Origin of the sequence: Brevibacterium antiquum (assembly GCF_016107655.1) — a bacterium.
GTDB classification, from domain to species: domain Bacteria; phylum Actinomycetota; class Actinomycetes; order Actinomycetales; family Brevibacteriaceae; genus Brevibacterium; species Brevibacterium antiquum.
The window spans coordinates 75262-89583 of sequence record NZ_JABASX010000001.1; the positions used below are offsets into that span (position 1 = coordinate 75262).

At 63.2% G+C, this 14322-nt stretch carries 11 protein-coding genes; 6 read left to right on the plus strand and 5 right to left on the minus strand.

Annotated features, from left to right (window positions below):
* Positions 1-146 precede the first annotated feature (146 nt).
* The 4 genes from JFC13_RS00370 to JFC13_RS00385 all read right to left on the minus strand — a co-directional run bounded on the left by JFC13_RS00370 (position 147) and on the right by JFC13_RS00385 (position 2308).
* Positions 147-1073: an AEC family transporter gene (locus tag JFC13_RS00370; RefSeq protein WP_198395144.1), complete on the minus strand. Its 927-nt coding sequence runs from the start codon at positions 1071-1073 to the stop codon at positions 147-149.
* 97 nt (positions 1074-1170) lie between these two features.
* Positions 1171-1488, minus strand: coding sequence for a hypothetical protein (locus tag JFC13_RS00375; RefSeq protein ID WP_198395145.1), 318 nt, complete (start codon positions 1486-1488; stop codon positions 1171-1173).
* 59 nt (positions 1489-1547) lie between these two features.
* On the minus strand, positions 1548-1898 hold the full coding sequence (locus JFC13_RS00380) for a DUF202 domain-containing protein (protein WP_198395146.1): 351 nt from the start codon (positions 1896-1898) through the stop codon (positions 1548-1550).
* Positions 1895-2308, minus strand: coding sequence for a YidH family protein (locus tag JFC13_RS00385; RefSeq protein ID WP_198395147.1), 414 nt, complete (start codon positions 2306-2308; stop codon positions 1895-1897). Before JFC13_RS00385 ends, JFC13_RS00380 begins: the two co-directional genes overlap by 4 nt.
* A 132-nt stretch (positions 2309-2440) precedes the next feature.
* Between JFC13_RS00385 and JFC13_RS00390 the strand changes: the two genes are divergently transcribed.
* The 3 genes from JFC13_RS00390 to hrpA all read left to right on the plus strand — a co-directional run bounded on the left by JFC13_RS00390 (position 2441) and on the right by hrpA (position 8846).
* Positions 2441-3781 (plus strand): Nramp family divalent metal transporter, encoded by a 1341-nt coding sequence (locus JFC13_RS00390; RefSeq protein ID WP_198395148.1) that lies wholly within the window; start codon positions 2441-2443, stop codon positions 3779-3781.
* 66 nt (positions 3782-3847) lie between these two features.
* The gene (locus tag JFC13_RS00395) at positions 3848-4435 is read left to right on the plus strand and encodes a DinB family protein (protein WP_198395149.1); all 588 of its coding nucleotides are present in this window, start codon (positions 3848-3850) and stop codon (positions 4433-4435) included.
* Between the two features lie 106 nt (positions 4436-4541).
* The gene (gene hrpA / locus JFC13_RS00400) at positions 4542-8846 is read left to right on the plus strand and encodes an ATP-dependent RNA helicase HrpA (protein ID WP_269769965.1); all 4305 of its coding nucleotides are present in this window, start codon (positions 4542-4544) and stop codon (positions 8844-8846) included.
* Positions 8847-8848: 2 nt separating this feature from the next.
* On the opposite strand, the gene JFC13_RS00405 is transcribed toward hrpA, so the two are convergent.
* Positions 8849-9223, minus strand: a complete 375-nt coding sequence (locus JFC13_RS00405; protein ID WP_198395150.1) for a hypothetical protein — start codon at positions 9221-9223, stop codon at positions 8849-8851.
* A gap of 151 nt (positions 9224-9374) precedes the next feature.
* On the opposite strand from JFC13_RS00405, the gene JFC13_RS00410 reads away from it, so the two are divergent.
* From JFC13_RS00410 to JFC13_RS00420, 3 genes are all read left to right on the plus strand, one after another.
* Positions 9375-10967: a peptide chain release factor 3 gene (locus JFC13_RS00410; protein ID WP_198395151.1), complete on the plus strand. Its 1593-nt coding sequence runs from the start codon at positions 9375-9377 to the stop codon at positions 10965-10967.
* Between the two features lie 186 nt (positions 10968-11153).
* A complete protein-coding gene (locus JFC13_RS00415; RefSeq protein WP_198395152.1) occupies positions 11154-12239 on the plus strand; it encodes an inositol-3-phosphate synthase in 1086 nt (361 codons plus the stop codon).
* 275 nt (positions 12240-12514) lie between these two features.
* Positions 12515-14098 carry an AbgT family transporter gene (locus JFC13_RS00420; protein WP_198395153.1) on the plus strand — a complete coding sequence of 528 codons (1584 nt, stop codon included), beginning with the start codon at positions 12515-12517 and terminating at the stop codon, positions 14096-14098.
* Positions 14099-14322: the final 224 nt, after the last annotated feature.

Here is a 14322-nt window from a genome sequence, read left to right on the forward strand (position 1 = left end):
AACGGGTGCGCCGAGGTGGCCCGCCGTCCCGAATTCTGCCCCGCAGCCCGCCCAGATGGGCAGCCCAGTGGGCCGGTCGGTCAACTCAGTAGGGCCTGGCGGTCAACCCGGTAGGGCCGGTCGGTCAACCCAGTGGGGCTGGGCAGTCAGCCCAGCAGAGCAGCGATGATGACGAGTGTCGGCACTGCCAGCACGGTGGTGATGAAGACCGCATCACGCATGAGCGCCTCGGACTGTCGGTACTGCATGGAGTAGATGTAGACGTTCTGCGCCGTCGGCAATGCCGAAGTGACGACGATGGCGAACAGAGCGATGCCGGAGTATCCCAGCAGGGGACCGCCGATGACCCAGGCCAGGGCAGGCTGGATGACCTGCTTGGCGATCGTGATGTACGTCAGCTGCTTCCTGGATCCGGGAGCAGGCAGCCCCCAACCGTCCTTGAGTGAGATGCCGAACGCCAGCAGGGCTCCCGGGACTGCGGTGGCGCCGATCATATCGATGGGTTCGAAGATGAAGCGCGGAAGTTCGAAACCCGTCGCCGAGGCGGCCACACCGGCGGCAGCACCGAGGACAATGGGGTTCCGGAGGATCTGGAGCACGCCGGAGTACCAGCGCTGATCGAGCTTCTTCGTCCCCGCGGCGTCGAGAACGGCCATGCCGATGGGTGCGAGGATGAGCAGCTGGAACAGCAGCACAGGCGCGACATATCCGATGTCGTGGAGGACGTAGGCCGCAATCGGGATTCCGAGATTGCCGATGTTGACGTAGCTGACAGCCCAGGCGGAGAACATCGCCTCGCCGGTGCTGCGTTTGCGGATGTATCGGGTGAGGACGAACAGCAGCACGCCCACGATCACGGCGGACCCGCCCGTGGCCAGGAGTGCTGTGTTGAAGATCAGCCCCAGATCGGTGTCGGCAACGGTGACGTAGAGCAGGGCGGGGGTGCCGGCATAGAAGACGAGCTTCGCGATGACCTGCTGACCGTTGGGCCCGAGGACGTCGGATCGCCCCAGCACGAATCCGACCAGGATGACACCTGCGATGACGGCGAAGCCTTCGAAAACAGCCAGCATGGGCTACCGGTGGTCCTCGCTTTCCGGATCAGTCGGCTTCGGCCGAGGCAGACAGTGGTGGTGGGTCAGTCGGTGGTGGGGTCAGTCTGTAGTGGGGTCAGTCTGTAGTGGCTGAGTCGACGGCTGCATAGGCGGCTGTCGCAGTCACGGCGGCGACGCTGAACACAGCGGGCCAGGCACCGATCTTCTTCGCCAGGGGATGAGAAGCTCCGAACCCGCCGAGGTAGCCCAAGGTCAGTGCCGTGCCGACGGGCCAGCCCGCCTTGGTGAACCAGGTGCGGGCCGCGTAGGCACCGGCGGCTGCGAGCACGACTCCGCCGAGGGGACGGATCCCGGTCTCGCGGGCGGTCAGGAATCCGCCGATGAGACCTGCGGCGACAAGTGGGGCGGTCGAAACTTCACGTGCGTCCTTCATGTCGTCCAGTTTAGGCAACGCCAGACGGGAACCGGACGGCGGTCTCACAGCGAGGAACGTCAATCGAGGGAGATCTTGATGACCGAGGCGATTCCGAGGACGGCGATGAGGCAGACCGAGCTCGTGAGGAAGAGGACCGCCCAGGGGGTCGGACGCCCCCGTTCGGCGCGAATGGACCCCGCTCCGAGGCGGTAGCGCCTGACCTGCAGGGCGATCGCGGCGATCGCCAATGCGATGCAGACGACGAAGATCACGACGGACAGTCCTTCGAACACGTTGATCCAGCGGATGAACAGGAGGCTGACAACGGTCATCGTCAGGCTGGTGCGCAGCCAGGACTGGGTCGTGCGCTCGGGTTGCAGTCCCGGATCGGCATGTGGCTGGGGCCGTCTGGGGCGCGGCGTGGTCATAGGACTCCGGCGAAGACCAGAACGAGGAGGCCGGCACCCAATGCTGTGGCCAGGCTGACGATGGGAATGATGAGAGGCAGCGGCAGCGACGTCTTGTGTCGCATGGCCGATTCGATGCGGTGCCATCTGAATGCCGCACCTGCGGCGAGGATGAATCCGATGACCATGAGCACGATCGACAGAGTCGCACGCAAGCCGGAGGTGAAGATCTCCGAGGTGAAAGCCTCGACGGCAATGCCACCGCCGATGAATGCCAGCGCCGTGCGGATCCATGACAGGAATGTGCGTTCGTTGGCGAGGGTGAAACGCGGATCGGGATCGTCGCCGTCGGGAAACATCCGTCGGGCGATCCTGCTGCGTGAGTCGTCGTGGGTCACGTATCGAGGATAACTGCTGTGGTCGAATACCATGTCAAGGTACGACGATTTCCGCTGAAGTTCGCTTCCAGACGCGGAGTCGCCGGTAGTGCGATGTGGGCGCGACGGTGAGTTCGATGTCAGTGGTGCGGGCGGTGCAGCCGATGACGAAGGTGAAGACGCTACATGACTGACAGTGAAAACAGGCCGCAGCCATCCGGTCCCGGCGACCCGGCAGACCCCGGTGCGGCAGACCCCGGTGCAGGCACGGGTGTGCCCGAGGCCGAGGGGCCAGCCAAATGGAAGGTGATCGGTCCCGGCCTGGTCGTGGCCGCGACCGGTGTCGGTGCCGCCGACATGGTGGCGACCCTTGTGGCCGGCAGCCAGTTCGGCTACGGACTGATGTGGGCCGTGATCGTCGGTGTGATCCTCAAGATCGTCCTCGTCGAGGGCGCAGGTCGATTCACTCTGGCCACGGGGAAGACGATCTTCGAAGGTTGGACGTCTCTGGGGCGGTGGACGACCTGGTACTTCGGGCCTTACATCATCATCTGGGGTTTCGTCTACGGAGCCACCGCGATGAGTTCTGCCGCTCTCCCTCTGGCCGCACTGTTTCCGGGAGTCAACCTCACCGTGTGGGCGATCGTCATGGGCCTGGCCGGTTTCGCCATGGTCTGGTTCGGGCGGTACTCCGTCTTCGAGAAGATCACCGCAGCCCTCGTCGGAATCATGTTCGTCACCGTTGTGGGCCTGGCCATCATCGCCGTTCCCAACATTCCGGAAATGCTCACCGGCCTGATCCCGCTGATTCCGGAAGGCGGCGTCATCTACACCTTGGCACTGGCCGGCGGTGTCGGCGGCACAATCACCCTGGCTGCCTACGGCTACTGGCTGCGTGAGAAGGGCTGGCACACACCCAAATGGATGCGTGTGATGCGCATCGACAACTCCATGGCCTACGTGCTGACAGGGATCTTCGTCATCGCCATGCTCATTGTCGGAGCCGAGGTCGTACGCGCAGCCGGAGTCTCCATCTCTGCCGATGACAAGGGTCTGATCGAACTCGCAGATGTCCTCAAAGCCAAATACGGCGATGTGGTCGGAACCGGCTTCCTCGTCGGCTTCTGGGCCGCATCCTTCTCCTCGATCATCGGAGTGTGGAACGGTGTCTCGCTCATGTTCGCCGACTTCTGGGGGCACATGCGCAAGAAGCCCGCTGGTCACCCTGACACGCTGACCGGCGGCAAGTACTTCAAGTTCTACGTGTTGTGGCTGACCTTCCCGCCCATGCTGCTCTTCCTGCTGGGCAAGCCGATCGGTCTGATCCTGGCCTACGGTGTGCTCGGATCGCTGTTCATGCCGTTCTTGGCGATCACACTGCTCGGTCTCCTCAATGGAAAGAAGATCCCGAAGAAGTGGGCCAACAAGCTGCACACCAATATCGCTCTGGCCATCACAGCGCTGCTCTTCATCATCCTCGGCGTTCAGCAGCTCTACTCGAGCCTGGCTCCGCTCTGGGGCGGATGAGATGTCGCCTGCCGCACCGTCGGGAAGACTCTGTTCTTCTTCCCGCCGGTGCGGCAGACTTGATCCATGGCCCGCGACGATGCGATGAAGACGATCCTGAAGAACCACCTGCAGGCATGCCGCAACGATCTGATGTGGAAGCTGGACGGGCTCGGCGAGCGGGAACTGCGGATGCCGCATACCGCCACGGGCTTCAACCTCGCAGGCGTCGTCAAACATATGGCCAACGTGGAGATCGGGTACTTCGGCGACACCTTCGGCAGGCCCTGGCCGAATCCCGAAGAGATCATCACCGATGAGCAGTTCGACGCCGACCCGCAGGCCGACTGGTATGCCACGGAGAGCGAAACGGCGGACTCCGTCCTCGAGTTCTACAGACGAGTGTGGGTCTTTGCAGACGAGACGATCGACACCCACGCACTCGCGGCGCAGGGCACAGTTCCACATTGGTCGGCTCAGAAGGCTGCGGTGTCTCTGCAGCAGATCATGGTCCACGTCCTCGTGGACCTCGCGCGGCATATAGGACAAGTCGACATCGTTCGCGAGAGCATCGACGGGCAGGTCGGACTCAACCCGCGCAGTCCGAACATGCCGGAGGGCCAGGATTGGGAGGCCTACCTCGCCAAGCTGCGGTCGTTGGCGCATAACACCTGAGCACCTTCACGCACCGCTGCCGGGCGGGTCCTCGCACGTGGGGCTGGATGCGTACACGCACGGGAGGTGCCTGCCTCGGCGGGGCAGGCGATAAGCTGGGACTGAAATGGCACATGAGAACTCAGCATCCTCGACCCCAGGCCCGGGCAACTCGACTCCAGGCAAGGGGGACTCCACCCCGCGTGCGGAACCGACGTCACCTCGCGCCGGTACACATTCACCGCGCAAGGACTCGTCGTCGCCGAAACGGCAACCTCGGCGGAATAATCAGCGGCGCAAGAACACCGGTGCCGGTCACCGGGAGCGCCGGGCACGGCTGAGCGCTGCCCGTCGGTCACAGTCGGTCGATGTCACCTACCCAGCCAACCTGCCGGTCTCCGCGGCGAAGGACGAGATCGCCGCGGCCATCCGCAATAACCAGGTCGTCATCGTCGCGGGTGAGACGGGATCGGGCAAGACCACCCAGCTGCCCAAGATCTGCCTCGAGTTGGGGCTGGGAGTCAACGGACTGATCGGGCATACGCAGCCTCGGCGAATCGCTGCCAGGACAGTGGCCGAGCGCATCGCCGACGAGCTCGGCGAGGACCTCGGCGGGACCATCGGCTACCAAGTTCGCTTCACCGCGCAGGTCGCGGATTCGACCCGGGTCAAGGTCATGACCGACGGCATCCTGCTCTCGGAGCTCTCTCGCGACAAACTGCTGCGTGACTACGAAGTCATCATCATCGACGAGGCTCACGAACGCAGTCTCAACATCGATTTCCTGCTCGGCTACCTCAAAGAAGTGATGGGGAAACGGCCCGAGCTCAAGGTCATCATCACCTCGGCGACGATTGATCCGCAGTCCTTCGCCGCGCACTTCGACGACGCACCGATCATCGAGGTCGCGGGCCGAACCTATCCGGTCGAGGTGCGCTACCGTCCGCTGGTCGACGACGAGGAAGATGACGAGGTCGATGGACCGGGGGAGTCAGGCAGCTACGAAACAGGGCCGGAGGAACAGACCGAAGGCATCATCGCAGCCTTCGACGAACTCAGCGCCGAAGATCCCGGCGACATCCTCGTCTTCCTCTCCGGCGAGCGCGAGATCCGCGACACTGCCGATGCTCTCGAGGCCCACCTGCGCAAACGGCCACGCCTGAGCAACTGGGAGGTCGTGCCGCTGTTCGCCCGACTCTCCGCCGGTGAACAGCAGAAGGTCTTCAAACCGCACTCCAGGCCACGCCTTGTGCTGGCCACGAACGTCGCCGAAACGTCCCTGACCGTGCCCGGCATCAAATACGTCATCGACGTCGGCACCGCCCGCATCTCCCGGTACTCCAACCGCACCCGCGTCCAACGTCTGCCGATCGAACGCATCTCCCAGGCGAGCGCGAACCAGCGCAAGGGCCGCTCAGGCCGTACCAGCGACGGCATCTGCATTCGCCTGTATTCGGAAGCCGACTTCGACTCGCGACCCGAGTTCACCGACCCGGAGATCCTGCGCACGAACCTGGCCAGCGTCATCCTGCAGATGGCCGATCTCGGGTTCGCGTCGAGTGACAAGGAGATCCTCGAGTTCCCGTTCCTCACCCCACCGGAAGCCAAGACCGTCCGTGACGGACGCACCATGCTCTCCGAATTGGGTGCCCTGACCAGCGATAAGGCCGGAACGATCACGGTCACCCCCACCGGCCGGCAGCTGTCGCTGCTCCCGATCGACCCGAGACTGGCGCGCATGGTCATTGCCGGCGCCGAGGCGGGATGCGGGGGAGAAGTCACCATCATCGTGGCCGCGCTGTCCATTCAGGACTCCCGCGAACGTCCCACCGAGGTGCGAGCTGCCGCCGACGAGAAGCACGCCCGCTTCACCCACCCGGGCAGTGACTTCCTCTCCTACCTCAACCTGTGGAACTACCTGGACGACCAGCAATCGGCGCTGACGAGTTCGAAGTTCCGTCGCCAGTGCAAGGCCGAATTCCTCAACTTCGTGCGCATCCGCGAATGGCAGGACCTCGTCGGCCAGCTGCGCTCTCTGCTCGGATCCGCCGGTATCCGCGTCAACAAATCCGTATGGCGCCCTGTCGACGCGTCTGGTGCCGAGAATGCGCCGTCGTCCGGCTCGTCTTCTGGGTCGAATGCCCTCGCCGAGGCGGGCCCTGGGTCCGCGTCGAAGGCTGCCGCAGCGGCGACAGGAGCGAAGAGCGCCAACGGCAAGGTCGGATTCGCCGAACTCAGTGCGCAGAAGCGCAGCGCGAAGAAGAACGGCGGACACGACGACGCGAAAGACTCCGGACAGAGTGCTGCCAGTGCGCGGCTCGACCCGCATGCCGCGGCCATTCATCGTGCGCTGCTGACCGGGCTGCTGTCGATGATCGGCTCCAGGTCCGAGCGCAACAAGGACTATCAGGGGGCCCGCGGCACCCGCTTCGCAATCTTCCCCGGTTCGGGTCTGTTCAAGAAGAAGCCCGACTTCGTCATGGCCGCCGAACTGGTCGAAACCTCCAGATTATGGGCACGCACCGTCTCAGCGATCGAACCCGAGTGGGTCGTCGAAGCGGCCGGTGACCTGGTGACCAGACAGTATTCGGACCCGCACTGGTCGAAGAAGGCCGGCGGCTCGATGGTCTACGAGAAGATCTCACTCTACGGAGTCACCCTCGTCTCCGACAGACGCGTCGGATTCGGCACCTTCGACCGGGAGGCCGCGCGTGACATGTTCATCCGCAAGGGCCTCATCGAAGGTGACTGGCACGAACGCTTCGGATTCCTCGACCACAACGCGACGATCATCGATGAGGCAGAGGCGCTGGCCTCACGCACACGCAACCGCCGGGTCCTGGATCAGGACGATGCCCTCTTCGAGTTCTACGATGAGCGGATTCCGGCCACGACCACCTCGGCGGCAGACTTCCGCTCCTGGTGGAAGAAGCAGAAGCGTCGCGACTCGCATCTGCTGGATCTGACCACGTCGATCCTGCTCAGCGATGACAGTGAGGAACTGACCGCCTCGGTGGCCGACGACTTCCCGATGGAATGGGAACTGGTCGACGGTTCGATGGCGAAGCTGCGATACTCCTTCGAACCAGGCAGCACCGAGGACGGGGTGACCGTCGAGCTGCCTGCAGCCGCCGTGCCCCTCGTGGATTCCGACGAATTCTCTTGGCAGGTCCCGGGACTGCGGGAGGAACTCGTCGCGGCCTACATTCGGTCGCTGCCGAAGAACAAGCGCCGCTACTTCGTGCCCGCACCGGACGTCGCCCGCGACATCCTGCCTGTCCTCACCCCCTATCGCGGGGCTCTGCCCGAGGTGCTCGCTGCTCAGCTGAGCGAACGCGCAGGCGGGGGAGGTCTGAATGACCTGGTGCCCATCACCGTGACCGCCGAGGACTTCGACCGCGACCGCATTCCACCGCACCTGAGGATCCGCTTCCGCGTCGTCGACGGGACCATCACAGTCGGTATCGGCGAGGACCTGAACAAATTGACGGCGACGGCGAAGCCCCAGGTGCGCAAGGCTCGGGCGAAGCAGGTCGCGTTCAATGCCAAGACCGGGCTGACCTCATGGTCGTTCGGCGCTCTGACTGACCCAGACGAGACAGAAGTCGGTGCTGTACCGGGCCTGGCCGACCGTGGCAGCAGTGTCGACCTCATTGCCTTCGATACAGCTGCCCAGGCGCGCCTGGCCTCGCGCGAGGGACTGATCACCTTGCTGAGCCTGCGCACGAACGAGTCACTGAAATACCTGCGAGACGGACTGACGACCGATGAGAAACTCGTCCTCGCCGGCCACCAGAAGTCCTCGGACGAAATGCTCCACGCACTCATTCGAGCCGGCATCCGCACTGTCGTCGAGAACGAATCGGGACCAGCAGAGACCGCCTGGGTGTCAGATGCGGAGGAGTTCGGACGGCTCGAAACCACCATGCAGGCATCGCTGACCGACATGTGCTCGAACCTGCTGCCTCACCTGATGAAGGCGCTGCGGTCCACGACCGAACTCGACCGGCGTGTGTCGAAGGCCTCGTCCCTGGCGATCCTGTCCAACCTCGCCGATGTGCAGGCATGGCGCGGATCGCGAGTCACGGGTGCGTCGGTTGCCGCGATGTCCGGGCAGATGGTTCGCGACCTGCCGAGGTGGGTGCAGGCAGAGGTGGTCCGCATCGACGGAATGCAGAACTCGCCGATGCGCGACAAGCAGCTCATGGACCGCGTCAGCGGCAGCGCCGACTCCGTGATGAAGAAGGTCGGCAACAGATTCCCCGAACTGTCCAAGGCAGACTGGTCGAAGGTTGTCGTCTCGGTGCCCAGTGAGTGGCGGGACGTGATCATCATGCTCGAGGAGCTGCGCGTCAGCCTCTACGCGAACTCGCTGGGAACGGCCCACCCGGTGTCGGAGAAGAGGATCGCAAAGGCCCTCGCACAACTGTGAAGCTAGGCGGGAGCGGAGGTGAAGTAGCCGGCGAACAGCCACCATATGGGGAGGATGGCCGCAGCCAGGAAAGCCGCGACAGACCACCAGATGCGCCATTTCCAGGTGCGCCGGCGGGTGCCGATGAAGAGGAACACGAGGTAGAAGACGAGGCAGAACGCACCGGAGAGGCTGAGCATCACCATGCTGAAGGCCTCCAAACCGGAGGTTCCGAGGTCGAAGAGGTAGCTGGTGACCTGACCGATCTCGAGTGAGAACTTGATCGCGTAAACCAGGAAGGGGATGCCGAGGATCGCTACGATAATCAGCGGTAGAGCCTTGAGCAGGCGTTCCTTCGGTTCAGAGCGTCCGGCGTATTCAACAAATTCCTCATTCATCGCCACCAAGCTTAAACGCAGAATCCGACAGGACGCTGGACGCCCCTGCTGTACCGCTCACGCAGACTGAACACAGCCGCAGACGCGCACCGACCACAACTGTGACTGACCGGACACCCGGTCGGAGACAGAAGAGAGATAAGATATTTTGGTGACTTCTGGCCAGTATTCTGACAAGGACATTCGAACCCAGGCGGCTCGCCGCCGGACGTTCGCTGTCATTTCGCACCCCGACGCGGGTAAATCGACGACCACCGAGGCGCTCGCCCTACACGCGCGAGCCATCGGCAAGGCAGGCGCCACCCACGGCAAGGCCGGTCGCCGCGCAACTGTCTCCGACTGGATGAAGATGGAGCAGGACCGCGGCATCTCGATCTCCTCGGCCGCGCTGCAGTTCGAGTACCGGGATGCGGTCTTCAACCTCGTTGACACACCGGGCCACGCGGACTTCTCCGAGGACACCTACCGTGTGCTCTCGGCCGTCGACTGCGCCGTGATGCTCATCGATGCGGCCAAGGGCCTCGAGGCGCAGACCATGAAGCTCTTCGAAGTCTGTGCCCACCGCAACATTCCGATCATCACTGTGGTCAACAAATGGGACCGTGCCGGTCTCGACGCTCTGGAGCTCATGGATGAGGTCCAGGAGCGCACCGGTCTCCTGCCCACCCCGCTGACCTGGCCTGTCGGACAGTCCGGTGACTTCAGGGGAGTCCTTGACCGTCTCACCGGTGACTACACGAAGTACGACCGCACCAACGCCGGTGCCGCCATCGCCGGGGAGGAGACCTATACCGCAGACAAGGCCATCGAGCTCGAAGGCGATGCCTGGCAGACCGCGGTCGACGAATCCGATCTCCTCGACATGGAAGATCAGAACCACGATCAGGAGACCTTCCTGGCCGGTAAATCGACCCCGGTGATGTTCGCCTCGGCGGTGCTCAACTTCGGCATCCACAAACTCCTCGACATGCTCGTCGACCTGGCACCTGCCGCAGAGGCCCGGTTGGACAAGGACGATGTACCCCGCGACGTGGCCGACCCGTTCTCCGGATTCGTCTTCAAGGTTCAGGCTGGAATGGACTCCAACCACCGTGACCGGCTGGCCTACATTCGCGTCTGCTCCGGCGTCTTCGAACGCGGTTCTGTGCTCACCCACGCCGCGACCGGCAAACCCTTCGCCACGAAGTACGCGCAGCAGGTCTTCGGCCGTGACCGTGACGTCGTCGACGAAGCATTCCCAGGAGACGTCGTCGGTCTGGTCAACGCCAGTGCTCTGCGAGTCGGCGATTCGCTCTACTTGGACAAGAAGGTCGAATTCCCCGGGATTCCGACGTTCTCTCCCGAACACTTCATGGTCATCCGGGCCAAGGACTCCTCGAAGTACAAGCAGTTCCGCCGCGGCATCGAACAGCTCGACCACGAAGGCGTCATCCAGGTGCTGCGCTCTGATCTGCGCGGCGACCAGGCCCCAGTTCTCGGAGCCGTCGGGCCGATGCAGTTCGAGGTCGCCGAGGACCGGATGAACAACGAATTCCACGCACCCTGTGCGTTGGAGCGCCTCAACTTCTCGTTGGCCAGGCGCACCACACCGGAATGCGTGCCGACTCTGGCAAGGGAACGATCAGTTGAGGTTCTGCACCGGTCTGACGGTGAGCTGCTGGCCCTGTTCTCGGATCGATGGCGGCTCCAGGGCGTGCAGAAGAATCACCCGGACCTGGTTCTGGAACCGCTCGTCGTCAGCTGAGCGCACATACCGCGATCGGCGGAGGCCAACCGCCCAGCCGATCACACGTCTCGCCGTTTCGACGAAGACGTCTCGCCGTTTTGACGAGGACATTAAGATGAATAGTCGGGGTCATTCCAAGGTGGCCCCAGTCGGGGAGACCCGACGCTCGGGGAGACCCGGAATGACAAAGGAGATATCACAGACGTGGGAACGAAATCGATTCGAGTCGCGATTGCCGGATTGGGCAACTGTGCCTCTTCCCTGATCCAAGGTGTTGAGTATTACCGGGATACAGCCCCGGGCAGTAAAGTACCGGGACTCATGCACGTTGAATTCGGGGACTATCACGTCGGTGACATCGAATTCGTCGCCGCATTCGATGTCGACGGCAAGAAGGTCGGCACTGATATTGCTGAAGCGATCACGGCCAGCGAGAACAACACGATCAAGATCGCAGACGTGCCATCGACCGGCGTCGAGGTTCAGCGCGGACCGACCCTGGACGGACTCGGGGAGTACTACCGCGAGACCATCGTCGAATCCGACATCGAACCGGTTGACGTCGCGCAGGCGCTGCGCGACGCGAAGGCCGATGTTCTCGTCTGCTACCTGCCCGTGGGTTCGCAGGAGGCCGTCGAGTACTACGCGCAGGCCGCAATCGATGCGAAGGTCGCCTTCGTCAACGCCCTGCCCGTCTTCATCGCCGGCACCAAGGAATGGGACGAGAAGTTCCGTGCCGCCGGTGTGCCGATCGTCGGCGACGACATCAAGAGCCAGATCGGTGCGACCATCACCCACCGTGTGATGGCCAAACTGTTCGAAGACCGCGGCGTCGTCCTCGACCGCACGTACCAGCTCAACGTCGGCGGCAACATGGACTTCAAGAACATGCTCGAACGCAAGCGCCTCGAATCGAAGAAGATCTCGAAGACCCAGGCCGTGACCTCGAACACGACGGCGCAGCTTGAGCCCCGCAACGTCCACATCGGACCCAGCGACTACATCGAGTGGCTCGATGACCGCAAGTGGGCCTTCGTCCGCCTTGAGGGACGCAACTTCGGTGATGCTCCGGTGTCGCTGGAGTACAAGCTTGAGGTCTGGGACTCACCGAACTCGGCCGGCGTCATCATCGATGCCGTCCGTGCAGCGAAGATCGGCCTCGACCGAGGTGTAGGCGGGGCCCTCATCTCCGCATCGTCGTACTTCATGAAGTCGCCCCCGGAGCAGAAGGGTGACGACGCTGCTCACGACGCAGTCGAAGCCTTCATCCAAGGAAACCTCGACCGCTGAGCTGAACGCCACAGCAACCTGAGAATGCCGATCGCACCAACGTGTGGTCGGCATTCTCTCTGCCCGCGGGCGTGCGCATGCTCGCCCACCACCTCGGCGGATGCCGGCAGGCGATCCAGGATATGAGATCGGCTCGCCGCAATCGGTGTTGTCCATAACACTGAGAACTTGCACACAGTGGTCCCTGCCACACATAGGTCGTGACCGGCCGACGAGGTGAACGGCTTCGTCCGGCTCATCTGCACACCCCATTGACGAACCACCGAGGAGCATCGATGTCGCGCAACGCCGCTGCCACCGACACCACACAGAAGAAGCCGGCCGAGCTCAGCTGGCTGATGCGCCTGCTGGTCATCATCGAGAAGGCCGGAAACAAGCTTCCGCACCCTTTCTGGCTGTTCTTGTCACTGGCCGTCGTGGTCATGATCCTCTCGGCAATCTTCTCCGCCTCCGGCCTGCAGGCCGTCAATCCGGCCACCGATAAGACGGTGACTGTGACCAACCTCTTCAGCACGGAATCGCTGCGCGAGATCGTTGCCGGAGCCACGAACAACTTCGTCACGTTCCCACCATTGGGCCTGGTCCTCATCGTGCTCATCGGCGTGGCCGTGGCCGAGCAGTCCGGGCTGATCCCGGCAATGCTGCGCGGAACCATCGCCGGTGCCTCACCGAAGTGGATCACGTTCATCGTGGCACTCGCCGGCACCGCCTCGTCGATCGCCTCCGACGCCTCCTACATGATCATGATTCCCCTCGGCGGGCTTGCGTTCAAAGCTGTGGGACGCAATCCGCTGCTGGGCTGCCTCGTCGCCTATGCCGCCACCTCGGGCGGATACTCCGCAGCGCCCATGGTCAACTCCTTGGATACGATCCTCGGCGGGCTCTCCACATCGGCGGCCCAGATCATCGACCCGGAATATGTGGTCAGCCCCGTCGCGAACTTCTACTTCAACTTCGTCTCGATGTTCGTCGTCGCGGTCGCCGTCACCCTGGTCACCGAACTCCTGCTGACCAAGCGCGCCGACCAGATCGAACTCGACGAACCGGATGAGAACGACCCCGACAACTTCGACGTCAAAATGGCACTGGACGCCAACGAGAAACGCGGAGTGGTCTTCGCTGTGCTCAGCATCGTCGCCTGCGCTGCGATCCTGTTCTTCCTCGCACTGCCCGAAGGCTCCTTCCTGCGCGATGAAGCCGGCGGATTCGGTCCCGAATCGGGCCTGATGGCAGGAATCGCTGCCATCATCGGCTTCGGCTTCTTCATCATCGGCATCGTCTACGGCTACGCCACCGGATCGATCAAGAAGACCTCCGACATTCCCGACATGATGGGCAAGGGGCTCCTGCCGTTCGTCCCCGTCATCGTCCTGTTCTTCGCCGCCAGCCAGTTCCTTGCGCTGTTCAAGATGTCCAGCCTCGGCGAGATCCTCGCGATCAAGGGAGCCGAGTTCTTCGGTTCACTCGACACCGGAACGTTCGTCATCCTCCTCGGAGGATGGCTGCTTGTGGCACTCGGCGCGCTGTTCCTGACGTCGGGATCGGGCCTGTGGACGCTCATGGCGCCGGTCCTCGTGCCGATGTTCATGCTCCTGTCCATCGCCCCGGAGACCACGCAGGCCCTCTACCGCATCGGTGACTCGACGACGAACATCATCTCCCCGATGAGCCCGTACTTCGTCGTCGTCCTCGGCTTCATCCAGCGGTACAAGAAGTCTGCGGGAATCGGCACCGTGCTCTCGTTCACCATTCCGCTCTCATTCGCGATGTTCGTTCTCTGGGGACTGCTCTTCTTCATCTGGTGGGCCACCGGAATTCCATGGGGCCCCGGAGCCGCCACGAGCTACCACATGGGCTGAGGCCTCTGGTTCGGCTCGCGAGGTGGGGCGGATACAACGCCTGCCGTGGATGTGGGAATGACCTGGCCGCCGACGAGCGTTACGATCGTGCAACGCTCGTTGGCTCGAGCACTGGTTCTTCAGTGACTGTCCAGCTCAAGTGACTAGACTGAGACCATGATTCAACTCTCGTGCGGCATATCGTCTGTGCGAGCAACCTGCTCAGATCGAAAGGATCTCGACCG

Excerpts from the sequence above, each read along its gene's own strand:
- JFC13_RS00370 (WP_198395144.1), bottom strand. The coding sequence starts at position 1,073 with ATGCTGGCTGTTTTCGAAGGCTTCGCCGTCATCGCAGGTGTCATCCTG.
- JFC13_RS00375 (WP_198395145.1), bottom strand. The coding sequence starts at position 1,488 with ATGAAGGACGCACGTGAAGTTTCGACCGCCCCACTTGTCGCCGCAGGT.
- JFC13_RS00380 (WP_198395146.1), bottom strand. The coding sequence starts at position 1,898 with ATGACCACGCCGCGCCCCAGACGGCCCCAGCCACATGCCGATCCGGGA.
- JFC13_RS00385 (WP_198395147.1), bottom strand. The coding sequence starts at position 2,308 with ATGGTATTCGACCACAGCAGTTATCCTCGATACGTGACCCACGACGAC.
- JFC13_RS00390 (WP_198395148.1), top strand. The coding sequence starts at position 2,441 with ATGACTGACAGTGAAAACAGGCCGCAGCCATCCGGTCCCGGCGACCCG.
- JFC13_RS00395 (WP_198395149.1), top strand. The coding sequence starts at position 3,848 with ATGGCCCGCGACGATGCGATGAAGACGATCCTGAAGAACCACCTGCAG.
- hrpA (WP_269769965.1), top strand. The coding sequence starts at position 4,542 with ATGGCACATGAGAACTCAGCATCCTCGACCCCAGGCCCGGGCAACTCG.
- JFC13_RS00405 (WP_198395150.1), bottom strand. The coding sequence starts at position 9,223 with ATGAATGAGGAATTTGTTGAATACGCCGGACGCTCTGAACCGAAGGAA.
- JFC13_RS00420 (WP_198395153.1), top strand. The coding sequence starts at position 12,515 with ATGTCGCGCAACGCCGCTGCCACCGACACCACACAGAAGAAGCCGGCC.